Origin of the sequence: Pseudoxanthomonas sp. F37, assembly GCF_022965755.1 — a bacterium.
Taxonomy (GTDB): Bacteria; Pseudomonadota; Gammaproteobacteria; order Xanthomonadales; family Xanthomonadaceae; genus Pseudoxanthomonas_A.
In genome coordinates this window covers 2,530,838-2,554,131 of record NZ_CP095187.1, presented here as the reverse complement: position 1 = coordinate 2,554,131, position 23,294 = coordinate 2,530,838, and the positions used below count along the sequence as shown (strand labels likewise).

Annotated in this window: 23 protein-coding genes, 8 tRNA genes and 1 other RNA gene; 26 read left to right on the top strand and 6 right to left on the bottom strand. The window is 68.4% G+C overall.

The genetic code is table 11. The annotated features are described in order from the left end of the window. Window positions 1-71: 71 nt before the first annotated feature. Window positions 72-848: a Bax inhibitor-1/YccA family protein gene (locus MUU77_RS11975; RefSeq protein ID WP_305852513.1), complete on the bottom strand. Its 777-nt coding sequence runs from the start codon at window positions 846-848 to the stop codon at window positions 72-74. A 148-nt stretch (window positions 849-996) separates the two neighbouring features. Between MUU77_RS11975 and MUU77_RS11970 the strand changes: the two genes are divergently transcribed. The 13 genes from MUU77_RS11970 (at window position 997) to MUU77_RS11910 (ending at window position 11,255) form a co-directional block, all read left to right on the top strand. Continuing rightward, window positions 997-1,073, top strand: a tRNA-Pro gene (locus MUU77_RS11970). A 58-nt stretch (window positions 1,074-1,131) separates the two neighbouring features. Further along, window positions 1,132-1,208, top strand: a tRNA-Arg gene (locus MUU77_RS11965). A gap of 35 nt (window positions 1,209-1,243) precedes the next feature. Next, a tRNA-His gene (locus MUU77_RS11960) sits at window positions 1,244-1,320 on the top strand. A 75-nt stretch (window positions 1,321-1,395) separates the two neighbouring features. Then, window positions 1,396-1,471 (top strand) — tRNA-Lys (locus MUU77_RS11955). A 411-nt stretch (window positions 1,472-1,882) separates the two neighbouring features. After that, window positions 1,883-1,968: transfer RNA gene (locus MUU77_RS11950), tRNA-Leu, on the top strand. Between the two features lie 328 nt (window positions 1,969-2,296). Next, entirely contained in the window at window positions 2,297-3,589 is a 1,293-nt protein-coding gene (gene tig / locus MUU77_RS11945; RefSeq protein ID WP_245087074.1) for a trigger factor, read from the top strand. 75 nt (window positions 3,590-3,664) lie between these two features. Beyond that, the gene (clpP, locus tag MUU77_RS11940; protein WP_162111267.1) at window positions 3,665-4,291 is read left to right on the top strand and encodes an ATP-dependent Clp endopeptidase proteolytic subunit ClpP; all 627 of its coding nucleotides are present in this window, start codon (window positions 3,665-3,667) and stop codon (window positions 4,289-4,291) included. Between the two features lie 129 nt (window positions 4,292-4,420). Then, window positions 4,421-5,704, top strand: a complete 1,284-nt coding sequence (gene clpX, locus MUU77_RS11935; protein ID WP_245087072.1) for an ATP-dependent Clp protease ATP-binding subunit ClpX — start codon at window positions 4,421-4,423, stop codon at window positions 5,702-5,704. A gap of 185 nt (window positions 5,705-5,889) precedes the next feature. Then, window positions 5,890-8,352 (top strand): endopeptidase La, encoded by a 2,463-nt coding sequence (lon, locus tag MUU77_RS11930; protein WP_245087070.1) that lies wholly within the window; start codon window positions 5,890-5,892, stop codon window positions 8,350-8,352. 215 nt (window positions 8,353-8,567) lie between these two features. Then, complete coding sequence (locus tag MUU77_RS11925) at window positions 8,568-8,840, top strand: HU family DNA-binding protein (RefSeq protein ID WP_055941990.1); 273 nt, start codon at window positions 8,568-8,570, stop codon at window positions 8,838-8,840. A gap of 34 nt (window positions 8,841-8,874) precedes the next feature. Continuing rightward, a tRNA-Val gene (locus tag MUU77_RS11920) sits at window positions 8,875-8,949 on the top strand. 84 nt (window positions 8,950-9,033) lie between these two features. After that, a tRNA-Asp gene (locus MUU77_RS11915) sits at window positions 9,034-9,110 on the top strand. A gap of 168 nt (window positions 9,111-9,278) precedes the next feature. Continuing rightward, on the top strand, window positions 9,279-11,255 hold the full coding sequence (locus tag MUU77_RS11910; RefSeq protein ID WP_245087068.1) for a SurA N-terminal domain-containing protein: 1,977 nt from the start codon (window positions 9,279-9,281) through the stop codon (window positions 11,253-11,255). Window positions 11,256-11,335: 80 nt separating this feature from the next. Here MUU77_RS11910 and MUU77_RS11905 read toward each other — a convergent pair whose 3' ends face one another. Next, window positions 11,336-12,520, bottom strand: coding sequence for a lytic transglycosylase domain-containing protein (locus tag MUU77_RS11905; RefSeq protein ID WP_245087066.1), 1,185 nt, complete (start codon window positions 12,518-12,520; stop codon window positions 11,336-11,338). Beyond that, window positions 12,517-13,296: a hydroxyacylglutathione hydrolase gene (gene gloB, locus MUU77_RS11900; protein ID WP_245087064.1), complete on the bottom strand. Its 780-nt coding sequence runs from the start codon at window positions 13,294-13,296 to the stop codon at window positions 12,517-12,519. Before gloB ends, MUU77_RS11905 begins: the two co-directional genes overlap by 4 nt. 58 nt (window positions 13,297-13,354) lie before the next feature. On the opposite strand from gloB, the gene MUU77_RS11895 reads away from it, so the two are divergent. From MUU77_RS11895 to dnaQ, 4 genes are read left to right on the top strand one after another with little or no spacing between them, the layout of a single operon-like run. Continuing rightward, window positions 13,355-14,017, top strand: a complete 663-nt coding sequence (locus tag MUU77_RS11895) for a methyltransferase domain-containing protein (protein WP_245087062.1) — start codon at window positions 13,355-13,357, stop codon at window positions 14,015-14,017. Between the two features lie 19 nt (window positions 14,018-14,036). Continuing rightward, window positions 14,037-14,486 carry a ribonuclease HI gene (gene rnhA, locus MUU77_RS11890; RefSeq protein ID WP_245087060.1) on the top strand — a complete coding sequence of 150 codons (450 nt, stop codon included), beginning with the start codon at window positions 14,037-14,039 and terminating at the stop codon, window positions 14,484-14,486. Further along, complete coding sequence (locus MUU77_RS11885; protein ID WP_245087058.1) at window positions 14,483-15,043, top strand: GNAT family N-acetyltransferase; 561 nt, start codon at window positions 14,483-14,485, stop codon at window positions 15,041-15,043. The genes rnhA and MUU77_RS11885 overlap by 4 nt, the downstream gene beginning before the upstream one ends. After that, window positions 15,043-15,771 carry a DNA polymerase III subunit epsilon gene (dnaQ, locus tag MUU77_RS11880; protein WP_245087056.1) on the top strand — a complete coding sequence of 243 codons (729 nt, stop codon included), beginning with the start codon at window positions 15,043-15,045 and terminating at the stop codon, window positions 15,769-15,771. The genes MUU77_RS11885 and dnaQ overlap by 1 nt, the downstream gene beginning before the upstream one ends. A 6-nt stretch (window positions 15,772-15,777) precedes the next feature. Here the strand turns inward: dnaQ and MUU77_RS11875 are convergent, their stop codons facing one another. Next, window positions 15,778-16,482 (bottom strand): PP2C family serine/threonine-protein phosphatase, encoded by a 705-nt coding sequence (locus tag MUU77_RS11875; protein WP_055942014.1) that lies wholly within the window; start codon window positions 16,480-16,482, stop codon window positions 15,778-15,780. Between the two features lie 213 nt (window positions 16,483-16,695). Between MUU77_RS11875 and MUU77_RS11870 the strand changes: the two genes are divergently transcribed. Together MUU77_RS11870 and MUU77_RS11865 are read left to right on the top strand one after the other, a co-directional pair. Next, window positions 16,696-16,786 (top strand) — tRNA-Ser (locus tag MUU77_RS11870). 86 nt (window positions 16,787-16,872) lie between these two features. Then, window positions 16,873-17,280: a DUF6165 family protein gene (locus tag MUU77_RS11865; protein WP_245087054.1), complete on the top strand. Its 408-nt coding sequence runs from the start codon at window positions 16,873-16,875 to the stop codon at window positions 17,278-17,280. 12 nt (window positions 17,281-17,292) lie between these two features. On the opposite strand, the gene MUU77_RS11860 is transcribed toward MUU77_RS11865, so the two are convergent. Then, window positions 17,293-18,339: a glycosyltransferase family 9 protein gene (locus MUU77_RS11860; protein WP_245087052.1), complete on the bottom strand. Its 1,047-nt coding sequence runs from the start codon at window positions 18,337-18,339 to the stop codon at window positions 17,293-17,295. Window positions 18,340-18,358: 19 nt separating this feature from the next. Between MUU77_RS11860 and MUU77_RS11855 the strand changes: the two genes are divergently transcribed. Genes MUU77_RS11855 through MUU77_RS11825 form a run of 7 tightly spaced genes read left to right on the top strand, consistent with a single transcriptional unit; the run spans window position 18,359 to window position 23,053 of the window. Next, window positions 18,359-19,102, top strand: coding sequence for a 3-deoxy-D-manno-octulosonic acid kinase (locus tag MUU77_RS11855; protein WP_245087050.1), 744 nt, complete (start codon window positions 18,359-18,361; stop codon window positions 19,100-19,102). Continuing rightward, window positions 19,080-19,856: an MBL fold metallo-hydrolase gene (locus tag MUU77_RS11850; protein ID WP_245087048.1), complete on the top strand. Its 777-nt coding sequence runs from the start codon at window positions 19,080-19,082 to the stop codon at window positions 19,854-19,856. Before MUU77_RS11855 ends, MUU77_RS11850 begins: the two co-directional genes overlap by 23 nt. Beyond that, complete coding sequence (moaA, locus tag MUU77_RS11845) at window positions 19,853-20,866, top strand: GTP 3',8-cyclase MoaA (RefSeq protein WP_245087046.1); 1,014 nt, start codon at window positions 19,853-19,855, stop codon at window positions 20,864-20,866. The genes MUU77_RS11850 and moaA overlap by 4 nt, the downstream gene beginning before the upstream one ends. Window positions 20,867-20,883: 17 nt before the next feature. Further along, window positions 20,884-21,366 (top strand): cyclic pyranopterin monophosphate synthase MoaC, encoded by a 483-nt coding sequence (moaC, locus tag MUU77_RS11840; protein WP_245087044.1) that lies wholly within the window; start codon window positions 20,884-20,886, stop codon window positions 21,364-21,366. Next, entirely contained in the window at window positions 21,363-21,608 is a 246-nt protein-coding gene (moaD, locus tag MUU77_RS11835; protein WP_245087042.1) for a molybdopterin converting factor subunit 1, read from the top strand. Before moaC ends, moaD begins: the two co-directional genes overlap by 4 nt. 3 nt (window positions 21,609-21,611) lie before the next feature. Continuing rightward, a complete protein-coding gene (locus MUU77_RS11830; protein ID WP_245087040.1) occupies window positions 21,612-22,040 on the top strand; it encodes a molybdenum cofactor biosynthesis protein MoaE in 429 nt (142 codons plus the stop codon). Continuing rightward, complete coding sequence (locus MUU77_RS11825; protein ID WP_245087038.1) at window positions 22,037-23,053, top strand: beta-propeller fold lactonase family protein; 1,017 nt, start codon at window positions 22,037-22,039, stop codon at window positions 23,051-23,053. Before MUU77_RS11830 ends, MUU77_RS11825 begins: the two co-directional genes overlap by 4 nt. Before the next feature lie 119 nt (window positions 23,054-23,172). Here the strand turns inward: MUU77_RS11825 and ffs are convergent. Then, window positions 23,173-23,263, bottom strand: an RNA gene (ffs, locus tag MUU77_RS11820) — signal recognition particle sRNA small type. Window positions 23,264-23,294 lie beyond the last annotated feature (31 nt).

Here is a 23,294-nt window from a genome sequence, read left to right as displayed (position 1 = left end):
TGCCTGCCGATGGCCAGAAATGGAACGGGGCGCCATGGGCGCCCCGTCCTGTTGCGGCAATCCGCGCGCGCTCAGTCGCGCGATTGCAGCTTGGCCAGCAGGCGCAGGAACTCGATGTACAGCCACACCAGCGTGACCATCAGGCCGAACGCGCCGTACCACTCCATGTACTTCGGTGCGCCGGCTTCCACGCCAGACTCGATGAAATCGAAATCCAGCACCAGGTTCAGCGCCGCGATCACCACCACGAACAGGCTGAAGCCGATGCCGACCAGGCCGGATTCGTGGATCAGCGGGATGTCCTTGCCGAACAGGCGCAGGCCCATCGACACCAAGTAGACCAGGGCGATGCCGCCGGTCGCCGCCACCACGCCCAGCTTGAAGTTCTCGGTGGCGCGGATCAGGCCGCTGCGGTAGGCCGCCAGCAGGGCGCCCAGCGTGCCGAAGGTCAGCAGCACGGCCTGGAACACGATGCCGGGGTACTTCAGCTCGAACACGGCCGAGATCGCGCCCAGGAAGAAGCCTTCCACCAGTGCGTACAGCGGCGCGGTGATGGGCGACCAGGTTTTCTTGAACACCGTGACCAGGGCGAGGATGAAGCCGCCGATGGCGCCGCCCAGGGCGTAGACCGTGACCCCCGGCGCCACCATGGCGGTGCCGTCCGGGCCGGTGACCACCGACTGCGTCCAGGCGAAGGCGGCCGTCAGCACCGACAGCAGCAACAGGATGCCGGTCTTGTTCACGGTGCCGTTCAGCGTCATCGCCCCGGCGTCGCGCGAGACCACCGTCCCGCTGCCCAGATCGAGGAAGGTCGATTCCTTCAGTGCCGGATTGCCGCTGCGTATCATGGTGCCCTCATGTGGTTGCCGGACGTCTGTCCCCAGTGGATGAGCATAGCGTACGCCGTGGCCGGTCACGTTTCGTTTGACAGCCGGGCCGCAGGTTCCGACAATGTGCGGCCTCGTTGGCGTCCAGACGCCACGCCGGGACCCTCGTCGGGGTATAGCGCAGTCTGGTAGCGCATCTGCTTTGGGAGCAGAGGGTCGGGGGTTCGAATCCCTCTACCCCGACCAGTCTGATGTACTGCCCGGGTGTGTGTCGGCAGGGCGGGGATGCGACAATCCGGTCCGGGCGCCCGTAGCTCAACCGGATAGAGCACCGGCCTTCTAAGCCGGCGGTTACAGGTTCGAGTCCTGTCGGGCGCGCCACTTCCGGCGCAACCGGGAGGAAGCAGGTTTCAGTGGTGGCTGTAGCTCAGTTGGTTAGAGTACTGGATTGTGATTCCAGTTGTCGGGGGTTCGAGTCCCCTCAGCCACCCCACTGATGAACGGATCTCCGCGTCGCGGGGGTTCACAGAAAAAAGCGATGCGGTTACACTACGCGTCTGATGTTTCGGGGCCGTTAGCTCAGTTGGTAGAGCAGTTGACTCTTAATCAATAGGTCCAAGGTTCGAATCCTTGACGGCCCACCAATCCCGAAAACGCCTGGCTCGCGCCGGGCGTTTTTCTTTTCCGCCGGAACTCAGGCATGCGGGCGCGCTGCGGCGCGTTCGCGGGTCATGCCGGCTGTGGGGTATACGGTGGCGCGGTTCGAATCCTTGACGGCCCACCCATCCCGAAAACGCCCGGCTCGCGCCGGGCGTTTTTCTTTTCCGCCGGAACTCAGGGGTGCAGGCGCGCTGCGGCGCGTTCGCGGGTCATGCCGGCTGTGGGGTATACGGTGGCGCGGTTCGAATCCTTGACGGCCCACCCATCCCGAAAACGCCTGGCTCGCGCCGGGCGTTTTCTTTTCCGCCGGAACCCAGGGGTGCAGCCGCGCTGCGGCGCGTTCCGGGTCCTGGTGTCCGGGGGTAGGTCGGGGCGCGGTACAATCGCCGGGCCCTGCGAAAGTGGCGGAATTGGTAGACGCACTGGATTTAGGTTCCAGCGGGTAACCCCCGTGAGGGTTCGAGTCCCTCCTTTCGCACCACGCCCCCCTCCCGAACGCCGGATGGCATGGCCACGGCGCGCCTTGGCCGGCCGCCCCAGATCGCGGAGCGCCCGGATGTCCGCAAAGGGGCAGGGAGTGCCTGCATCGCGGTCCCAGCCGCCCTTGGGGGTGGTGGATACGGCCTGTGGCGAGGTCGGCAGCCGGTGCCCAGGCCCCTGAGGCCGCCCCATGCCCGTCCTGCTGGCAGCCCGCCGCGGAATCGGCGAAACTAGCAAGTTCCGTCGGGAGGGGCGCTGCGCCCTGGTCCCGGACGTCCCGGATTATCAACAGTGCCCCGGCCATGCCGTGGCCGCAGGAGTCAGTGAGTATGCAAGTTTCGGTCGAATCGGTCGGCAACCTCGAGCGCCGCATGAGCTTCAGCCTGCCGGCTGAGCGCCTGGACACCCATATCGGCGGCCGCCTGCGCGAACTGTCGCGCACCGCGCGCATCAAGGGGTTCCGCCCCGGCAAGGTGCCGGCCAAGGTCATCGAGCAGCGCTACGGCGACCAGGTGCGCGCCGAGGCCCTGGACGGCCTGCTGCGCGAGACCTTCAACAACGCCGTGCGCGAACAGGACCTGCAGCTGGCCGGCAACCCGCGCATCGAGAAGCAGGGCGAAGGCGAGCTGGATTTCGTGGCCACGTTCGAGGTGGTGCCGGACTTCGGCGATATCGATGTCGCCAAGCTCAATGTCGTCCGCCACACCGCGGAAGTGACCGACGCGGACATCGACCAGATGGTCGACAACCTGCGCATGCAGCGCCGCACCTTCCAGGTGGTCGAGCGCGGCGCCCAGGCGGGCGATCGGGTGGCGCTGGAGACCTGGTCGCAGGCGGGCGAAGAACGCATGCCGGCCGAGGGCATCGAGAAGGGCGCCACCCTGATCGGGTCGGGCGTGATGTTCGGCGAGATCGAGCAGGCGCTGGTGGGCCTGGCCAAGGGCGACGAGAAGACCGTGTCGGTGACGTTCCCGGCCGACTGGCGCGTGCCGCAGCTGGCGGGCAGGCAGGTCGAGGTGCACGTGAAGGTCACCGAGGTGGCCGAGTCGGTGGTGCCCGAGGTCGACCGCGACTTCATCCGCAGCTTCGGCGTGAAGAGCGGCGATGCCGAGCAGTTCCGTGCGGATATCCGCAGCAACCTGGAGCGCGAGCTCAAGGGCGCACTGATGACCCGCCTGCGCCGCGAAGTGGGCGAACAGCTGATCGCCGCCTACGCCCATGTCGAGATGCCGCCGCGCCTGGTCGAGAACGAGGCCCGCGTGATGGTCCAGCAGGCGGCCGAGCAGGCCCGCCGCCAGGGCCAGCAGGTGCAGATCCCCGACAACGCCCACGAAGGCTTCATGGACGCGGCCCGCAAGCGCGTCCTGGTGGGGCTGCTGGTGGGCGAGGTGGCCCGCCGCAACCAGCTGCGCCTGGACCCCAAGCGCCTGAACGAGACCCTGCGCCTGATCGCCTCGACCTACGAAGAGCCCGAGCAGGTCATTGAGTTGTACCGCAACGACCCCCAGTTGATGAACAGTCTGCAGGGCCGCGTGATGGAAGAGCAGGTGATCGACTGGATCGCCGAGCGCGCCCAGCACACCGAGCAGACGCTTTCCTTCCAGGAAGCCATCCGCAACTGAGCCGGGCGCCCGCCCGGGCAGGAGGTCCGGCTATCCTAGGCCGGACCTTTCCACGAACGACAGGCGCGAAAACCCATGAGTATTGAAACCAAAGCCCTCAACCTGGTGCCGATGGTGGTCGAGCAGACCAGCCGCGGCGAGCGCGCCTACGACATCTATTCCCGCCTGCTGAAGGAGCGCGTGATCTTCCTGGTCGGCGGCGTGGACGACCATGTGGCCAACGTCATCGTGGCGCAGATGCTGTTCCTCGAGGCGGAGAACCCGGAGAAGGACATCAGCCTGTACATCAACTCGCCCGGTGGCGTGGTGACGGCGGGCATGGCCATCTACGACACCATGCAGTACATCAAGCCGGACGTGAGCACCATCTGCGTCGGCCAGGCGGCCAGCATGGGCGCGCTGCTGCTGGCGGCAGGCGCCAAGGGCAAGCGTTATGCGCTGCCGAACTCGCGCGTGATGATCCATCAGCCGCTGGGTGGCTTCCAGGGCCAGGCCACGGACATCGACATCCATGCCCGCGAGATCCTGACGCTGCGCGCCAAGCTGAACGCCATCCTGTCCCACCACACCGGCCAGTCGCTGGAAACCATCGAGCGTGATACCGAGCGCGACAACTTCAAGAGCGCGGCCGATTCGCAGGCCTACGGCCTGGTCGACCAGGTGCTGGAGCGGCGCCCGGACGAGTCGATCCAGCCGGCCTGATCGCCCCGCATTGCCCGGTTTTCCGGCCCCAATCCCCCTGTTCACGGACCCGGCTGACAGGCCGGGGCCGTGTGCTATTCTCCGACCGAAAGCCCTCCAGGGCAGGTTGAGCGACCGAGTAATACCAGCATGAGCGAAGATCGTCAGGGCCGTTCCGGCGACAGCACCAAAATCCTGTACTGCTCGTTCTGCGGGAAGAGCCAGCACGAAGTCCGCAAGCTGATCGCGGGCCCCAGCGTGTTCATCTGCGATGAATGCGTGGAACTGTGCAACGACATCATCCGCGAAGAGCTGGAGGAGAAGGCGCAGTCGGCCCGCAGCCACCTGCCCAAGCCGCGCGAGATCCTCGAGGTCCTGGACCAGTACGTGATCGGCCAGAACCGCGCCAAGCGCACGCTGGCGGTCGCGGTGTACAACCACTACAAGCGCATCGAGAGCCGCAGCAAGAACGACGAGGTCGAACTGGCCAAGTCCAACATCCTGCTGGCCGGCCCTACCGGCTCGGGCAAGACGCTGCTGGCGGAGACGCTGGCGCGCCTGCTCAACGTGCCGTTCACCATCGCCGACGCCACCACGCTGACCGAAGCCGGCTACGTGGGCGAGGACGTGGAGAACATCATCCAGAAGCTGCTGCAGAAGTGCGACTACGACGTCGACAAGGCGCAGCAGGGCATCGTGTACATCGACGAGATCGACAAGATCTCGCGCAAGAGCGAGAACCCCTCGATCACCCGCGACGTATCCGGCGAAGGCGTCCAGCAGGCCCTGCTGAAGCTGATCGAAGGCACGGTGGCCAGCGTGCCCCCGCAGGGCGGCCGCAAGCACCCGCAGCAGGAATTCCTGCAGGTGGACACGAAGAACATCCTGTTCATCTGCGGTGGCGCGTTCGCCGGCCTGGACAAGATCATCCAGCAGCGCAGCACCGAGGCCAGTGGCATCGGCTTCGGCGCCAAGGTGAAGAGCGCCGAGCGCAAGACCGAAACCGGCAAGCTGCTGACCGACGTCGAGCCCGAAGACCTCATCAAGTTCGGCCTGATCCCCGAGTTCGTCGGCCGCCTGCCGGTGGTCGCCACGCTGGAGGAACTGGACGAGGCGGCCCTGGTGAAGATCCTCACCGAGCCCAAGAATGCCATCACCAAGCAGTTCAAGAAGCTGTTCGAGATGGAAGGCGTGGAGCTGGAGTTCCGTCCGGATGCGCTGTCGGCGATCGCCCGCAAGGCGCTGAAGCGCAAGACCGGCGCGCGCGGACTGCGCACCATCGTCGAGTCCGTCCTGCTGGATACCATGTACGAACTGCCGTCGCTGGAAAACGTCAGCAAGGTGGTGGTGGACGAGTCGGTGATCGAACACAAGTCCGAGCCCTACCTGATCTACCAGAACCCGCCCGCCCCGAAGGTGGCCGCGGCCGAGTGACCGGCCCCGCAGGCGGTTCTCCGACAGGCGCCCTCGTGGCGCCTGTTCATTTTCCGGGGCACGCCTGTAACAGGCTGGTTTTGCTGGGGTTTCCGTCGCGCTATTGCATCCCCGCGCCGATGGCCCCATAACGGCCCCATCGGCGCCCCGGCGCCCCTTGATTCCGCACTCTGCTGGAGCCCCCCATGCCCCGCCGTCCCCAGACTGAAATCCTCGACCTGCCGGTCCTGCCGCTACGCGATGTGGTGGTGTTCCCGCACATGGTCATCCCGCTGTTCGTCGGCCGGGACAAATCCATGCGCGCGCTGGAGCAGGCCATGGAAGCCGACAAGCGCATCATCCTGCTGGCGCAGAAATCCGCCGAGACCGACGACCCGGCTGCCGCCGACCTGTACACGGTCGGCACGTTGGCGCAGGTGCTGCAACTGCTCAAACTGCCCGACGGCACCATCAAGGTGCTGGTGGAGGGCACGGCGCGCATCGGCGTGTCCAACGTGGTCGAGCGCGATGGTTCGCTGTATGGACAGGGCGAGGAGATCGACTCCACCGACGCCCGCGAGCCGCGCGAGATCGAAGCCGTGGCGCGCTCGCTGATGGGCCTGTTCGAACAGTACGTCAAGACCAACCGCAAGCTGCCGCCGGAACTGCTGCAGACGCTGGCCGGCATCGACGAACCCAGCCGGCTGGCCGACACCATCGCCGCGCACCTCGGCGTGCGCCTGAGCGACAAGCAGCGCCTGCTGGAGACCGTCGAGGTCGGCGAGCGGCTGGAACTGCTGGTCGGCTTCGTAGACGGCGAGATCGACGTGCAGCAGCTGGAGAAGCGCATCCGCGGCCGGGTGAAGTCGCAGATGGAGAAGAGCCAGCGCGAGTACTACCTCAACGAACAGATGAAGGCCATCCAGAAGGAACTGGGCGAGCTGGACGAGGCGCCCAACGAACTGGAGGAACTCGCGCGCAAGATCGCCGCCGCCGGCATGCCCAAGCCCGTGGAAACGAAGGCGCGCAACGAACTGAACAAGCTCAAGCAGATGTCGCCGATGTCGGCCGAGGCGGCCGTGGTGCGCAACTACCTGGACTGGCTGCTGGGCGTGCCGTGGAACAAGCGCACCAAGGTGCGCAAGGACCTGAAGGTCGCGCAGGACACCCTGGACGCCGACCATTACGGGCTGGACAAGGTGAAGGAGCGCATCCTCGAATACCTGGCGGTGCAGTCGCGGGTGAAAAAGCTGCGCGGCCCCATCCTGTGCCTGGTCGGTCCGCCGGGCGTGGGCAAGACCTCGCTGGGACAGAGCATCGCCAAGGCCACCAACCGCAAGTTCGTGCGCATGTCGTTGGGCGGCGTGCGCGACGAGGCCGAAATCCGCGGCCACCGCCGCACCTACGTCGGCTCCATGCCGGGCCGCATCGTGCAGAACCTCAACAAGACCGGCAGCAGGAACCCGCTGTTCGTGCTGGACGAGATCGACAAGATGTCGATGGACTTCCGCGGCGATCCTTCCTCGGCATTGCTGGAAGTGCTGGATCCCGAGCAGAACAGCGCCTTCAACGACCACTACCTGGAAGTGGACCTGGACCTGTCCGAGGTGATGTTCGTGGCCACCTCGAACTCGCTGAACATCCCCGGTCCGCTGCTGGATCGCATGGAGGTCATCCGCATTCCGGGTTACACCGAGGACGAGAAGGTCAACATCGCGCAACGCTATCTGGTGCCCAAGCAGCTGAAGGCCAACGGCCTGAAATCCGACGAGCTGAAGATCGCCGAAGGCGCGATCCGCGATCTGGTCCGGTACTACACGCGCGAATCCGGCGTGCGCAACCTGGAGCGCGAGGTCGCCAAGATCTGCCGCAAGGTGGTGAAGGAAATCGCACTGGGCGGGGCCAAGGCGCTGGCCAGGAAGAAGGCGGCCAAAGCCGCCGCCATGCAGGTCACGTCCAAGAACCTGGAGAAGTACGCCGGCGTGCGCCGCTACGACTTCGGTCGTGCGGAGGAACAGAACGAGGTCGGCCTGGTCACCGGCCTGGCATGGACCGAGGTCGGCGGCGACCTGTTGCAGATCGAGGTGGCGCTGGTCCCCGGCAAGGGCGGCATGCTGCTGACCGGCCAGCTGGGCGATGTGATGAAGGAATCGGGTTCGGCCGCGCTGTCGGTGGTGCGCGCCCGCGCCACCAGCCTGGGCGTGGACGCCGAGTTCCTGCAGAAGCACGACGTGCACCTGCACGTGCCTGACGGCGCCACGCCCAAGGACGGCCCCAGCGCCGGCATCGCCATGGCGACCGCGCTGGTGTCCGCACTGACGAAGAACCCGGTGCGTGCCGATGTCGCCATGACCGGCGAGATCACCTTGCGCGGCCGCGTCACCGCGATCGGCGGCCTGAAGGAGAAGCTGCTGGCCGCGCTGCGCGGCGGCATCACCACCGTGATCATTCCGGACGAGAACAAGAAGGACCTGGCCGACATTCCCGCCAACGTCACCGAAGGAATGAAGATCGTGCCGGTGAAGTGGATCGACGAGGTGTTGGACCTCGCGCTCGAGCGGCCCCTGGCCCCCGTGCCGGCCGATGGCGGCGGTGGTGGACAGCGTGCCGTGCCGACCGCCGAAAAGGAAGGCGACAAGACCACGCAACCGCTTGGCGTGAAGCACTGACACGGGAACGGATGGATGCCGCAATCGCCCGGAAACCCGCGCCATTACTGGGTTTTCGGGTTGCGTGGCTTTTTTCGCACTGGTATAACGAACCACCTGCGCGCGCGGGGCGAGTCCACGTCGCGCGCGGAGACAAACGGTCGGACCCGCGAGGCAAGCCTTGCCCGAGGTGCCGGCCACTCATTCCGCGGGTGTACCGCAAAGGGAGTTACTCAATGAACAAAACCGAATTGATCGATGCCGTCGCCGACGAAGCCGAAGTGTCCAAGGCCGAAGCCGGCCGTGCCGTCGACGCCGTCATCTCCAGCATCACCAAGGCCCTCAAGAAGGGCGACAGCGTGACGCTGGTCGGCTTCGGCACCTTCCAGGTCCGCAAGCGCGCTGCGCGTACCGGCCGCAACCCGAAGACCGGCGACACCATCAAGATCAAGGCGTCCAAGAACCCCGCGTTCAAGGCTGGCAAAGCCCTGAAGGATGCCGTAAACTAATCGACTCGCTGCCGATGGCAGGGTGCTTGCACCCGGGTGCTTAGCTCAGCGGTAGAGCGTCTCCCTTACACGGAGAGGGTCGGGGGTTCGAAACCCTCAGCACCCACCACATCGGGGCGATGCAAGATCAAAAAAATTGTCGGATGGGCTGGCGCAAAGCGCTCGAATCGTCTTACAATGTTCGTCTCAACGCGGAGTGGTAGTTCAGTCGGTTAGAATGCTGGCCTGTCACGCCGGAGGTCGCGGGTTCGAGTCCCGTCCACTCCGCCACTTGGTCCCAAAAAGCCCGCGAAAGCGGGCTTTTTGCTGTCTGCCTGCGGGTTGGCAGGCAGCCCTGCGCGCCGGCCCCGTGCACGGAAAGCGCCCGCCGGGCGGCGAGACGCCGCCGCCCCGGCACGCTAAACTGCGCGGCTGAACGAATCCGGGTCCCGTGCTCACATGCTGCAGAAACTCCGCGACAAAACTTCCGGCTGGATCGCCAGCCTGATCCTGGGTCTGCTGATCATTCCGTTCGCCTTCGTCGGCGTGAACGAATACATGACCGGCGGCACGGCAAGCGACGTGGCCCTGGTCGAGGCGCCGCCCACCTGGTGGGAGTCCGCTCCGCAGTGGTGGCCGGTGTCCACGCTGTGGCAGCGCGAGGAAGTCACGCTGGACGAGTTCCGCACGGCATTCGAGCAGGCGCGGCAGCAGCAACGCCAGGCGCTGGGCGAGGCGTTCGATCCGCGCGAGTTCGAAAGCGTCGACAACAAGCGCAAGGTGCTGGAACAGCTGATCGACCAGAAGGTGCTGGCGCTGGGCGCCCAGCGCGCAGGCGTCGTGGTGGGCGATGCGGCCGTGCAGAAGATGATCATGAGCGAACCCGCCTTCCAGGTGGACGGCAAGTTCAGCCCCGAGCAGTACCACATGCTGCTGTCCTCGCAGGTGCCGGCGATCTCGCCGCTGCAGTTCCAGGAACAGCAGCGCGACCGCCTGCGCATGATGCTGGTGCCGCAGGCCATCGGCGAATCTGACTTCGTCACCGAAGGCGAGCAGGCGCGCATGTGGAAGGTGCTGGGCGAAACCCGCGATATCGGCATCGCCCTGCTGCCGCCGGTCGCCGAAGACGCCGCGCCGGTCACCGATGCCGAGATCAAGGCCTGGTACGACGGCCACAAGGACGACTTCAAGCAGGCCGAGCAGGTGTCGCTGGAATACCTGGAGATCAACGGCGCCACCTTGCCCGTTGCCGCGACCGCCGACGATGCCGCGCTGCGCAAGCGCTACGAGGCCGAGAAGTCGCGCTTCGTCTCGCCGGAACAGCGCGTGGTGGCCCACATCCTGATCGCCGCGGATGCGGGCGCCGATGCGGCCACGCTGAAGAAGGCGGAGGACAAGGCGGCGGCGCTGGCCAAGCAGGCGCGTGAAGGCGCCGACTTCGCCGCGCTGGCGCGCGCCAATTCCGAGGATCCGGGCTCCAAGGACCAGGGCGGCGAGCTGCCTCCGTTCGCGAAGGACGGGTCGATGGTCAAGCCGTTCGAGGACGCCGCCTTCGCCATGCAGGTGGGCGAGATCCGCGGGCCGGTGAAGAGCGATTTCGGCTACCACGTCCTGCAGCTGAAGCAGGTCACCGGTGGCACCGGCCGCAGTTTCGAGGAAGTGCGCGACGAACTGGCGGCCGAGGAGGCCAACGCCGAGCGTGAGCGCGCGTTCAACGACCTCGCTGGCCGCGTGGTCAACGAGACGCTGAAGAATCCGACCGCACTGGCGCCGGCCGCGCAGGCCACCGGCCTGCCGCTGCAGAAGGTCGGCCCGTTCTCGCGCAACGATCCGCAGGGCATCGCCACCGTGCCGGCGGTGCTGCGTGCCGCGTTCTCCGACACCCTGGTGCAGGACGGCACCGTCAGCGATCCGATCGAGATCGCGCCCAACCACAGCGTGGTCATCCGCGTGGCCCAGCACACGCCGGAACAGGCCCTGCCATTGGACAAGGCGCGCGACGCGGTGGTGCTGGCCATCCGCGCGGACCGGCGCGAGAAGGCGGCCCAGGCCGCGGCGGACGCCCTGGTCGCGCGCCTGCAGAAGGGCGAGTCGCTGGCGACCATCGCCGCCGCCGAAGGCCTGCGCTACAACGCATTGCCGGGGCTGCGCCGTGGCATGCCCATGCCGACCGCCGAAGCCAACGAGGCGATCTTCGCCGCCGGGCGCCCGGCGCAGGGCAAGATCGTCGCCGGCAAGGTCGCGCTGGGCAACGGTGCCTATGCCGTGTTCACCGTCGACAAGGTGGCCGAGGGCGACATCGCGCAGATGCCGGCCGAAGAACGCGAGAACATGCGGCAGCAGATGACCCAGCTCAACGGTGGCATTGCGACGCAGGCCTACGTCGATGCGTTGCGCAAGCGTTTCAAGGTGAAGGTGTTCGAAGAGCGCCTCTGAGTCGCCCCCTTCGTCACCGACCGGAATCCCGCCGCACGGCGGGATTTCCGTATCTGCGGGGAACTGCCGGTGGGCGGCGCTCAGCCCGCCCCGTCGTCCAGCTTGAGCACCATGCCCGGGCGGAGCACGGCGTCGGCCTTCAGGCCATTGAGGCGCAGCAGCTGCGCCGGAGGGATGCCGTAGCGGCGGCCGATGCTCCAGGCCGATTCGCCACGCTGGACCTCGTGCGTGCGCGCCGCCGCGGCAGGGGCCGGGGCGGGCGGCGAGGACGGCGCGGCGGCGGCATCGGGTGCGGCGACGCCTCCGGCCAGGGCCGGCTCCGTGCCGGCGCCTGTCGGCGCCAGCAGGCGTACCGGCTTGCCGCCGCGGCTGAAGCGGCCGGTCAGCGCCGGATTGAGTCGTGCGAGCAGCGCGGGGGACTGCTGCCGTTCGCGCGCCCAGGACGCGAGGGTGGCATCACCGGGCAGGTCGTGCGGTGCCAGTCGCGGCACGGGACGATCGAGCTGTCTGAGCCAGGCGTCGCGGTCGTCGGCCTGCTGGAAGATGCAGGCGAGCGCGTGCAGCTTCTCCACGTACGCATAGGTGACGCCGGACAGCCCCGGCAGTTCCGCCGGCCGGGCGTTGCGCGCATTCATGCCGGCGCGGCGCATCGACTGCAGCACGCGGTATTCGCCTGCGTTGTAGGCCATCACCGCCAGCCGCCAGTCGCCGCCGAACATGCCGTGCAGCGTTTTCAGGTAGCGCACCGCGGCCTGGGTGGAATCGACCGGCGACAGCCGCCCGTCGTACCCCTCGCGCATCGGCACCCCGTGGTTGCGTGCGGTGATGGCGATGAACTGCCACAGGCCCGCCGGTCCATTGGGATTGCGTGCGCCCGGCTTGTAGCCGCTCTCCACGAACGGGATCAACGCGAACTCCGTGGGCAGCTGCGCATCGCGCAGGGCATCGACCACGTAACCGAACAGGGGCAGCAGGTCGTCCTCGGCCCGTGCCAGCTGCCCGGGGGCATGGCCGAAGTGCTGCTTCCAGCGGCCGTTCGTCGCCTGGCTGTCGCATTCGGGATCGGCCAGGCCATCGCGGAAGCGCTGGTAGATGTCCAGCCCGCTGCGCTGGTGACCGACGGGAATGCCGGCGGCATCGGGCGCGGCAGCCGGTCCCGCCGGTGGCGCCTCCACCGTCTCCGGGGGTTCCGCCAGGGCCGCGGGCACCGACATGCCCCAGATCGATGCCAGCAGGGCCAGGCGCAGCACGTTGCGGCCGTTCATGCGCGGAAATCGTTCTTCCACTGCCGCAGCGTGGCGAACGTCTCCACCCGGTCGACCGGGGCCCGTCCCAGGCGATGGCCGACCGCGGTGACCAGGGCGTCCTCGTCCACCCGCAGGAAGGGGTTGGTCGCCGTTTCGCTGGCCAGCGTCACCGGCAGGGTGGGGCGCCCGGCGTGGCGCATGGTGCGGGCGTCCTCGATGCGCCGGCGCAGGGCCGGGTTGTGCGGATCCACGGTCGCGGCAAAGGCGGCGTTGGACAGGGTGTATTCGTGGCCGCAACAGACCAGCGACGTGGCCGGCAGGGCCGCCAGCCGGTCGAGCGAAGCGAGCATCTGTGCCGGCGTGCCTTCGAACAGGCGGCCACAGCCGAGGCTGAACAGGGTGTCCCCACAGAACAGATGGGGCGCGGCGTCCGGGCTGCCCCCGTGGAAGGCGATATGGCTGCGCGTATGCCCCGGCACCTCAAGCACGGACAGGCGCCAGTGCTTCACCTGCACCACATCGCCTTCGCCAACGCGGTCGGAGGCCTCGGGAATGCGGTCGTCGCGCGGGGCGAATACCGGCAGCGCGGGCCAGCGCGCACGCAGGGCGGCGATGCCGCCAGCGTGGTCGGCATGGTGGTGCGTCACCAAGACGGCGGCGGGCCACAGGCCGTTGCCGGTGGCGGCGAGCACGGGCGCGGCGTCGCCGGGATCGATCACCAGCGCGTCGCCTTCGTCGTCGACCAGCGCCCAGATGTAATTGTCCTCGAAGGCGGGCAGGGCGAGCAGGCGCATCGGCGGGCGGACTCCGGTCGGACGGACGCCCGGGGGCGGCGTCCTCTACAATCCGAACATGCCTGCCTTCGCGTTTGCCCGTCAACCCGATGCCCTGGCGTGGTTCGGGACGGGCCGCGGCGGACCGGTCCTGGCCTCCGAGCGGGCCCGGGTCAGCCAGGCGCTCACCAGCAGGACGCCGGGGCCGTGGCTGTGGGTCTGCCCGGACGGTGGGCAGCACGTGCCCGCCGAGGACATCCCCACCATGCGCGGCCTGTGGCTGCGCGCGAAGGCGGGGACACCGCGCCTGGCCGGGCAGGTACGTTGCGGCCTGCCGTTGCCGCTGCCGACCGAGGCGGTGGCCGTGATCGTGCTGCAGCACGTGCTGGATGCGGGCGACCCGCAGCCGCTGCTGCAGGAATGCGCCCGCGTGCTCGAGCCCGGTGGACGGCTGTGGCTGTTCGTACTGAACCCGTGGAGCCCGTATCGACTGCGCTGGCGGGGGACCGGCCTGACAGCCCGCGCGTTGAGCCAGTGGCACCTGCAACTGGCCGCAGCCGGCCTCACGGCGGCCGAACACGTCCTCCACTATGGCCCCGTCTGGCGTGGCGTCCCGCAGGCCCCGGGCCACGGCCCCGCGCCCCTGCGTGCGGCCCGCCTGCTCGGCGCGGAAAAGCGTGTGGCAGGTGTGATTCCCCCGGCCCCGGTGGCGCGCGCCTGGCGCGCCGCCCCGGCGGCCTGACCTTCTTCCACGAGGACACATGAAACACGTCAGCATCCATACCGATGGCTCCTGCCTGGGCAATCCCGGCCCCGGCGGCTGGGCCGCGCTGCTGCGCTACGGCGACAAGGAGCGTGAACTGGTCGGCGGCGAGGCGCAGACCACCAACAACCGCATGGAGCTGATGGCGGCCATCGCCGCACTGGAAGTGCTGACGGAGGGTTGCCGGGTGACGCTGCACATCGATTCGCAGTATGTGCGCCAGGGCATCACCGAATGGATGCCGGGCTGGGTGCGGCGCGGCTGGAGGACGGCGGGCGGCGATCCGGTGAAGAACCGCGACCTGTGGGAGCGCCTGCATGCCGCCACCGGCCGGCACAGGATCGAATGGAAGTGGGTCAAGGGCCATAACGGCGACCCGGACAACGAACGCGTCGATGTGCTGGCGCGCAACGCGGCCGTGCGTTTCCGCAACGGGGCGGTGGCATGACGGTCGCGGTGATGCCCGGCCAGATCGTCGCCGAGACGCCGCGCCTGAGCCTGCATGCCATGTCCGATCGCAACGACGAGGACGCGGCACTGATGCTTGCGCTGCTCAACGATCCGGCCTTCATCCGCCATATCGCCGACCGCGGCGTGCGCACGCTCGGGCAGGCGCGTGCCTATCTGCGCGAGGGCGCGCTGCGGAGCTATGCGGACCATGGCTTCGGCATGTACGCGGTACGTCGCAAGGACACCGGCGCACTGATAGGCAATTGCGGGCTGGTCCGGCGCGAGGGGCTGGACGGCCCCGACCTGGGCTACGCACTGTTGCCCATGCACACGGGCGAGGGCTTCGCCCACGAGGCCGCGCAGGCGGTCATCGCCGACGCCGCCACGCGGCTGCGGCTCACCTGCCTGCGCGCCATCGTCAATCCCGACAACGCCGCATCGATCGGGCTGTTGCAGAAGCTGGGATTCGAATTCGACAGAATGATCGTGTTGCCGCACGTCGAGCACGCGCTCGACCTGTTCCACCTGCCCCTGCCCAAGGAAGCCTCAGCCTGATGCGCCAGATCGTCCTCGACACCGAAACCACCGGCCTGGAATGGAAGAAGGGCAACCGCGTGGTCGAAATCGGCTGCGTGGAGCTGGTCGAGCGGCGGCCGACCGGTCGGACCTATCACCAGTACATCAATCCCCAGCGGGAATTCGAGCAGGGGGCGGCCGAAGTCACCGGCCTCAGCCTGGAGTTCCTGTCGGACAAGCCCGTGTTCGCGGCGATCGCCGACGAGTTCCTGGCCTTCATCGACGGCGCCGAGCTGGTGATCCACAACGCCGCCTTCGACGTGGGGTTCCTGGACTACGAACTTTCGCTGCTGGGCGAGGCCTACGGTCGCCTGGGCGACCGCGTGACGGTCGAGGATTCGCTGCTGCTGGCCAGGCAACGGTTCCCGGGGCAGCGCAACTCGCTGGACGCGCTGTGCAAGCGGTTGGGCGTGGACAACACCCACCGGCAACTGCACGGCGCGCTGCTCGACGCCCAACTGCTGTGCGATGTCTACCTGAACCTGACGGCCGGGCAGCGCGAGATCGGGTTCGGTGGCGCGGAGGAGGCGGCGCCGGGCGTCGCGGCGACGGTGGTTCGCCATTTCGACCCCGCGGTCGCGGGCGCCCGTCCGCGCGTGACCGTGTCGGCGGATGAGCTGGCCGCGCACGAGGCGCGTCTGGCGACCCTGCGCAAGAAGGCGGGGGGCCGCTGCCTGTGGGATGCGCCGGCGTTCGAGGCCGGCTGAACGGGGTCAGTGGCAGCGCACCAGGATGGCGGTGACGTTGTCCGAGCCGCCGCCGTCCAGCGCGGCGGCGATCAGGGTATCGACGCATTCCTGCGCGCTGCAGTCGTCGTGCTTCAGGGTGGCGGCGATGCTGGGGTCGTCGACTTCCTCGGTCAGGCCGTCGCTGCACAGCAGCAACTGCATGCCGGGGCGGAGTTCCCCGGTCATCGTCTCCACGTTGAGGTGGTTGGGATCGGTGACGCCCAGGGCCTGGGTGACGACGTTGCGGTGTGGGTGGGTGCGCGCCTGCTCGCTGGTCAGGGCGCCCTGGGCGATCAGTTCCTGCACATAGCTGTGGTCCTGGCTCAACTGCGCCAGTTGGCCCTCGCGCCACAGGTAGGCGCGGCTGTCGCCCACCCAGGCCACTTCGAAGCGGTTGCCCTGGATGCGCGCGGCCACCACGGTGGTGCCCATGGGCAGGGTGTCGTTGCGGCGGCGTGAGGTGCGGATGATCTCCTCGTCGGCTATCCGGATGGCCTGCGCCAGCGGCGTGCCGTCGCGGATCTCGCGCACGATGGTCTCGCGCGCCAGCGCGCTGGCCACTTCGCCGCAGGCGTGCCCGCCCATGCCGTCGGCCACCAGCCACAGGCCCAGCTCGCTGTCGCCGTAGTAGGTGTCCTCGTTCAGCTCGCGCCGGAGCCCCACGTGGGAGATGTGGCCGAATTCGATCATGGTGCCCTGTCTGTGCGGACGGCATTCGCCTATCCCGTGATACGCAATGATCCGGGCGGACAGGACATCGGGCAAGGCGCGCATGCCTATCGGCGCAGGCGGGAGTTCATCCATGTGCAGGGGAGGTGAGGCACGCGGGCGCGACAGGAGGCGCGGCTTGTCCGGACGCGGCCCGCCACGTATCATTCACGCCCCGGCAAGCGCCGGGCCACCGGAGAGGTGGCAGAGTGGTTGAATGTACCTGACTCGAAATCAGGCATACGTTAATAGCGTATCGAGGGTTCGAATCCCTCCCTCTCCGCCAGTTCAAGAAAGCCCCCGCAAGGGGGCTTTTGCGTTCCCGGCGCGCGGCGGCGCCTAGAATGTCCTCCCCAGCCGCGGAAGTCCCCCATGTCCGAGATCCTCGTCCCCGTCTCCTTCGGCGAACTGCTGGACAAGATCGCCATCCTGCAGATCAAGTCCGAGCGCATGAGCGACCCGGCCAAGCTGGCCCACGTCCGCGACGAGCTGGCCGCGCTGGAAAAGACCTGGCTGGCGCACCCGGTCGCCGGACACGACATCGCCGAGCTTCGCGCCAGGCTGAAGGCGGTCAACGAGCGGCTGTGGGCGATCGAGGACGAGGTGCGGCTGAAGGAGAAGGCGCAGGCCTTCGACGACGACTTCGTCCGCCTGGCACGCAGCGTCTACATCGAGAACGATGAGCGCGCACGCATCAAGAAGGCCATCAACCTGGCCCTGGGGTCTACCTACGTGGAAGAGAAGTCCTACCAGGACTACCAGGGCGCCGGCGCGTCCTGATCGCGGTGCCGCTCACCCCGCCAGATCCGCGCGGCGGCGCTCGAACGCGGCGATGGCGTCGTCCACGGTGATCAGCGCCATCACGCCGTCGTGCTCGATCTTGGTGCCCCACTTCAGCGCCGACGCCGGCCTGCCCTTGTAGCGGCGCGCGGCGTCGTCGTAGCGGTCCACGCAGTAGCGCACGGAAGAGTAGGGGCCGCTGCGGAGCGGGTTGCTGGCGGCATGCAGGCCCAGCACGGCGCTGCCCATGGCATTGGCGATGTGCATGGGCCCCGAGTCGGGCGTCATCACCAGGTCCGCGCGCGCCAGCAGGGCCGGCAGTTGCTTCAAGGTGTCCTTGCCCACCAGGTCAAGCACCGGCGCCTGCATGGCGCCGATGATCGCATCGGCGGTCTGGCGCTCCAGCTCGCTGCGTCCACCGCACAGCACGATGCGCCACCCGTGGGCGGCGGCATGGTCGGCCACCGCCGCATAGCGGTCGGCGTACCAGTTGCGGCGTTCGTGGCTGGAGCAGGGCGAGATGACCAGCGTGCGCATCGCGTCCGCCGGCCACTGCGCGCGGGCCCACGCATGCGCGTCGGCGGGAACGGGCAGGTCCCAGGTGACGCTGGTCTGCTTCAGGCCCAGTGGTTCGCAGAAGCTGCCGATCGCATCCAGTACGTGGATGCCGGGGCGGTCGGGGATGCGTTCGTTGATGACCAGGCCGTGCAGGTCCTTGGAGCGGCCGCGGTCGTAGCCGATGCGCCTGCGCGCACGGATGAAGGCCGACAGCAGGTTGGCGCGCAGGGCCACCTGCATCTGCAGCAGCGCATCGAAGCCGGCAGCGGGCAGCTCCGCCCGCAACGCCCGCATGCCCGCCAGGCCGGTCTTCTTGTCGTAGGTGTGGAAGGTGACGCCCTGCAGGCCCTCCAGCAGCTTGGAGCCGCCATTGTCGATCACCCAGTGCAGGCGCGCCTGGGGCCAGTGGCGCTGCAGCGTGCGCACCAGCGGTACCACGTGGGTGACGTCGCCCAGGGCGGACAGGCGGAGCAGGCAGAGCGATTGGGGAATCGTGGACAAGTGTTGTTAGACTCGCTGGATGGTCGGTTTTGACGCCTCGGAATCCCTGACGCCGTTCCGCGAAGGCAGCGGATACGGTGCGATTCTGTTCGACCGCAAACACCTGCGGCAAGCCGACCCCGACTGGTTCTCGCCGGAAAAGTGGGGCGAGCGCGCCCGGCCGGTCGACAGCGGGGGGCGCGGCGGCGCCTGGTTCATCGACGCGCCATCCAGCCAGTGCGTGCTGCGGCACTACCGGCGGGGCGGGCTGGCGGCCCGCTTCAGCCGCGACCGCTACCTGTGGCACGGCCCGGACAAGACCCGCAGTTTCGCCGAATTCCGGCTCACCCGCGCCCTGTTGGCGCGGGGATTGCCCGTGCCGCGCCCGGTCGCCGCGAGCTACGTGCGCGATGGCATGTTCTACCGTGCATCCATCCTGCTGGAACGGCTGATGGGGGTGCGCACGCTCGCCGACCTCGCCGTGAAAGCGCAGGCGCCGTGGGAAACCACCGGCCGCCTGGTGGCGCGCTTCCACCGCGCCGGCCTGGACCACGCGGACCTCAATGCCCACAACATCCTCTTCGACGGGAACGGCCAGGGCTGGCTGATCGACTTCGACCGGGGGCGCCTGCGCATTCCCGCCACGGCCTGGCGCGAACAGAACCTCGCCCGCCTGCGACGCTCGTTGCTCAAGCTGCGGGGCGATCGCAGCGCGGACGAGGTGGGTACGGATTTCGCCCACCTGCGCCGCGCCTACGACCATGCCTGGTCGCGGGGGTATTGAGGTGGGGTGGACGCTGCACTTCCATGGCGTGGGCAACGCCAGCGCGGTCGAGTTGGGCTCGGCGATGGCCACGCTCGAGCGCGGGGGCGCGCCCTGGTTGACGATCGACTGTGGTGGCGAAGGCCTGACCGCCTTCCAGGCCCGCTATGGCGACATGCCCATGGCGGTCTTCATCACCCATGTCCACCTTGACCATGTGGCGGGCATGGAGCGCCTGTTCGTGGCCAGCTATTTCGACCCCGCGCGCCGCGGCCAGGTGCGCCTGTACGTGCCGGCGCCGCTGGTGCCGCTGCTGCACCAGCGCATCGCCAGCTATCCCAACGTATTGGCCGAGGGCGGCGCGAACTTCTGGGATGCGTTCCAGCTGGTGCCGGTCGGCGAGGCCTTCTGGCACGACGGCCAGCGGGTGGAGGTCTTCCCGGTGCGGCATCACTGGCCCGACACGGCGTTCGGCCTGCGCCTGCACGGCAGCGTGGTATGGACGGGCGATACGCGGCCCATTCCGGAAATGCTGGCGCGCCATGCCGACGCCGGCGAGCTGATCGCGCACGACTGCGGCCTGCACGGCAATCCTTCGCACAGCGGCATCGACGACCTGGAACGTGAGTACCCGCCTGCGCTGCTGGCTCGCTGCGTGCTTTACCACTACGCCAGCGTCGAAGACGGCGAAGCCCTGCGGGCGCGCGGGCATCGGGTCGCGACACCCGGCGAGGGCATTGCGCTGCCGCCGCCGCGGCGGGTCGAGCTGCCGTGAACGGCACGCCTGCGCCGCACGACCTGCTGGGGCGTCCGCTGCACGACCTGCGCCTGTCGGTCATCGACGCCTGCAATTTCCGCTGCGGCTACTGCATGCCGGCGGACCGCGTGCCCGAAGACTACGGCACGGACGCCTCGCAACGTCTGTCCTTCGACGAGATCGAGACCCTGGTGCGCGCGTTCGTGCGACTGGGCGTGCGCAAACTCAGGCTTACGGGCGGTGAGCCCCTGCTGCGCAAGCGCCTGCCCGAACTGGTGCGCCGGCTGGCCGTCATTCCGGGCCTGGAGGACATCGCGCTGACCACCAACGGCGTGCTGCTCGCCCAGCAGGCGCAGGCCCTGCACGAGGCCGGCCTGCGGCGCATCACCGTCAGCCTGGATGCGCTGGATCCGGAGGTGTTCGCCGAGATGTCCGGAAGACGCGGCCGGGTCGGCGAGGTGCTGGCCGGCATCGACGCCGCGGTGGCGGCCGGCTTCAAGCGGTTGAAGATCAATGCCGTCGTCCAGCGCGGCGTCAACGAGAGCCAGGTGGTCCCGCTGGTGGAGCGCTTCCGTGGCACCGGGCATGTCGTGCGTTTCATCGAGTTCATGGACGTGGGCGACAGCAACGACTGGCGGCGGGAGCGCATGGTCCCTTCGGCCGTGCTGCGCGACCGCATCGCCGCGCGCTGGCCGCTGCATCCGGTGCAGGCGGACTACCGGGGCGAGGTGGCCGAACGCTACGGATTCGACGATGGCGGTGGCGAAGTCGGTTTCGTCAGTTCGGTCAGCACGCCGTTCTGCGGCGACTGCCATCGGGCGCGGGTGTCGGCGGATGGCCGCTTGTTCACCTGCCTGTTCGCCTCCGGCGGCACCGACCTGCGCGCGGTCCTGGCGCAGGGCGAAGAGGCCCTGGCCGCGCACGTGGCCGGCCTGTGGTCGGCGCGCGGCGACCGTTACAGCGAACTGCGCGGCCGACCGGAAGTGCGGGACCGGCGCCGTGTCGAGATGTATCTTATCGGCGGCTGATTCCCCCAAGGACCTGCATGCCCCGCACTGCACTGACCCATCTGGATGCCGCCGGCCGACCGGCGATGGTCGACGTTTCCGGCAAGGACGCCACTGCGCGCGAGGCGCGGGCGAGCTGCCGGGTACGCTTTCCCGACGAGGTGGCGCGGCAGTTGAAGCGCAGCGGCCTGCGCAGCGCCAAGGGCGGCATCGTCGACACGGCGATCATCGCCGGCACGATGGCGGTGAAGCGGACGCACGAACTGATCCCGTTCTGCCATCCGCTTCCCATCGACGGTTGCCGGCTGTCCATCGATTGGGACGGAGAGCGCGCGCTGCTGATCCAATGCCAGGTCCGCACCGTGCACCGCACCGGTGTGGAGATGGAAGCACTGACCGGCGCCACCGTGGCCGCGTTGACGGTGTACGACATGTGCAAGGCGCTGTCGCACGCCATCGTGCTGGGGCCGGCGAAGCTGGTGGGCAAGCGCGGCGGCAAGCGCGACGTGGGGGCGCCATGAGCGTCACCCTGACCCTGCTGTATTTCGCCAGCCTGCGCGAGCGCGCGGGGGTGCCCAGCGAATCGGTCAGCACCGAGGCGGTTGATCTGGCGGGACTCTATGACCAGATCCAGGCCCGTCACGGCATTGCCTGGCCGCGCGAACACCTGCGCGTGGCCGTCGATGGCGAGTTCGCGCGCTGGCAGGATCCGCTGCGGGCGGGCAGCGAAGTCGCCTTCATTCCCCCGGTGAGCGGAGGCTGAGCCGTGCAGCGCTTCTTCCTGTCGGCGGAACCGCTGGACGTCGCAAGGCTCGGCGCCGACCTGCGCGACCCGCGCGCGGGCGGCCATGCGACGTTCGAGGGCTGGGTCCGCGACCACCACGCCGGTCGCGCGGTCGATGGCCTGGACTATGAAGCCTATGGCGCGCTCGCCGCACGCGAAGGCGAACGGATCGTGACCGAGGCGATGGAGCGTTTCGATGTGCTGGCGGCCTGCTGTGCACACCGTGTCGGCGCCCTCGCGATCGGCGATCTGGCCGTGTGGGTGGGGGTGAGCGCAGCGCATCGTGGCGCCGCCTTCGATGCCTGCCGCTACATCATCGATGAAGTGAAGCAGCGCGTGCCTATCTGGAAGCGCGAGCACTACCGCGAAGGCGATGCGGACTGGCTGCATCCCGTGGCGGAAGGATCGTGAGCGTGGTGCGGGCGGTCGCGCCTGGCGTCGGCATCGTCCTTGCGTGCCTCGGCGCGTCCGCGACGCAGGCGGCCGAACTGATGGTGGGCAACAAGTCCGCGGACACAGTGTGGCGGCTGTCGCTGCGCGACGGACGCAAGACAGGCGAATACAGGACAGGCGAGGCGCCGCACGAAATTGCGGTGGCGCCCGACGGTCGCACGGCCGTGGTGACGAACTACGGAGGCTCGCAGTCTGGCAACACGGTATCGGTCCTGGACCTGGTAGGAGGCAAGCCGACACGCACTATCGACTTGGGGCAGCACAGCGCCCCGCATGGCATCCGCTTTCTCCCCGATGGTCGCCGGGTGCTGGTCACCACGGAAGCCACCGCCAGCCTTGTGGTGGTGGATGTCGCGTCGGGCGAAGTCGAGCGGACGCTCGATGTGGGCGCCGGCACCGGCCACATGGTGGCATTGTCGCCGGACGGACAGGTGGCCTACCTGACCAAGATCCAGACCGGCACGGTCAGCCGGATCGATCTGGCGACCGGTGCGCGCGTGGAGCGTCCCGCAGGCAAGGGCGCCGAAGGCGTCGCGGTGCGGCCGGACGGGGCCGAAGTCTGGGTAACCAACCGTGAGGACGGCACCCTGACTGTGCACGATCCACGCACGCTGGCCATCAAGCGCCGCATGAGCAGCAAGGGCTTTCCGATCCGCGTGACCTTCGCTGCCGACGGCGCGCTCGCCTTCGTCACCAATGCGCGGGCCGCGACGCTGGCCGTCTTCAATGCCCGCACCAAGGTGCCGATCGCCACCGTGCCGCTTTCGCGCGAGGACATGCGTTATCAGCCCACGATGCTCGGCAATGCGGCGCTTCCTATCGGGGTGGTGGTGGCGTCGGATCGCCCGCGCGCCTATGTGGCGATCAGTGGGGGCGATCGCATCGCCGTGGTCGACACACAGCGCTGGCAGGTCGTCGACTACTGGGTAACCGGCCGTGAACCCGACGCCTTGGCTATCATCCCCGACTGATCGTGTGCGCAGACGCGATGACAAGGCCGTGCTGGCGACAGGTACATCGCGCGGTGAAAGGCGCCGTCGCAACGGCAGGCATCAATGAACGGCCTGCGCCTGAAAAGGCGGTGGCCCCGCCGGCTGGCCTCGGCGCCCGCGTCGATCGATACCGTTGCTGCCTTCCGGCCCTGGCGGGGTTTTCGACCTAGCGTCGCGAGGGGCCGACGGGGCCACCATAGAAACGAAACCGCGCCGTAGC

What these genes read in the sequence shown, in the direction of transcription:
- MUU77_RS11925 (WP_055941990.1), top strand. Translation starts at nt 8,568, where the DNA reads ATGAACAAAACCGAATTGATCGATGCCGTCGCCGACGAAGCCGAAGTG.
- MUU77_RS11850 (WP_245087048.1), top strand. Translation starts at nt 19,080, where the DNA reads ATGCCTGGTCGCGGGGGTATTGAGGTGGGGTGGACGCTGCACTTCCAT.
- clpX (WP_245087072.1), top strand. Translation starts at nt 4,421, where the DNA reads ATGAGCGAAGATCGTCAGGGCCGTTCCGGCGACAGCACCAAAATCCTG.
- MUU77_RS11855 (WP_245087050.1), top strand. Translation starts at nt 18,359, where the DNA reads ATGGTCGGTTTTGACGCCTCGGAATCCCTGACGCCGTTCCGCGAAGGC.
- moaD (WP_245087042.1), top strand. Translation starts at nt 21,363, where the DNA reads ATGAGCGTCACCCTGACCCTGCTGTATTTCGCCAGCCTGCGCGAGCGC.
- MUU77_RS11865 (WP_245087054.1), top strand. Translation starts at nt 16,873, where the DNA reads ATGTCCGAGATCCTCGTCCCCGTCTCCTTCGGCGAACTGCTGGACAAG.
- moaC (WP_245087044.1), top strand. Translation starts at nt 20,884, where the DNA reads ATGCCCCGCACTGCACTGACCCATCTGGATGCCGCCGGCCGACCGGCG.
- MUU77_RS11875 (WP_055942014.1), bottom strand. Translation starts at nt 16,482, where the DNA reads ATGATCGAATTCGGCCACATCTCCCACGTGGGGCTCCGGCGCGAGCTG.
- tig (WP_245087074.1), top strand. Translation starts at nt 2,297, where the DNA reads ATGCAAGTTTCGGTCGAATCGGTCGGCAACCTCGAGCGCCGCATGAGC.
- MUU77_RS11910 (WP_245087068.1), top strand. Translation starts at nt 9,279, where the DNA reads ATGCTGCAGAAACTCCGCGACAAAACTTCCGGCTGGATCGCCAGCCTG.
- MUU77_RS11905 (WP_245087066.1), bottom strand. Translation starts at nt 12,520, where the DNA reads ATGAACGGCCGCAACGTGCTGCGCCTGGCCCTGCTGGCATCGATCTGG.
- gloB (WP_245087064.1), bottom strand. Translation starts at nt 13,296, where the DNA reads ATGCGCCTGCTCGCCCTGCCCGCCTTCGAGGACAATTACATCTGGGCG.
- MUU77_RS11975 (WP_305852513.1), bottom strand. Translation starts at nt 848, where the DNA reads ATGATACGCAGCGGCAATCCGGCACTGAAGGAATCGACCTTCCTCGAT.
- clpP (WP_162111267.1), top strand. Translation starts at nt 3,665, where the DNA reads ATGAGTATTGAAACCAAAGCCCTCAACCTGGTGCCGATGGTGGTCGAG.
- MUU77_RS11895 (WP_245087062.1), top strand. Translation starts at nt 13,355, where the DNA reads ATGCCTGCCTTCGCGTTTGCCCGTCAACCCGATGCCCTGGCGTGGTTC.
- rnhA (WP_245087060.1), top strand. Translation starts at nt 14,037, where the DNA reads ATGAAACACGTCAGCATCCATACCGATGGCTCCTGCCTGGGCAATCCC.
- MUU77_RS11885 (WP_245087058.1), top strand. Translation starts at nt 14,483, where the DNA reads ATGACGGTCGCGGTGATGCCCGGCCAGATCGTCGCCGAGACGCCGCGC.
- dnaQ (WP_245087056.1), top strand. Translation starts at nt 15,043, where the DNA reads ATGCGCCAGATCGTCCTCGACACCGAAACCACCGGCCTGGAATGGAAG.
- lon (WP_245087070.1), top strand. Translation starts at nt 5,890, where the DNA reads ATGCCCCGCCGTCCCCAGACTGAAATCCTCGACCTGCCGGTCCTGCCG.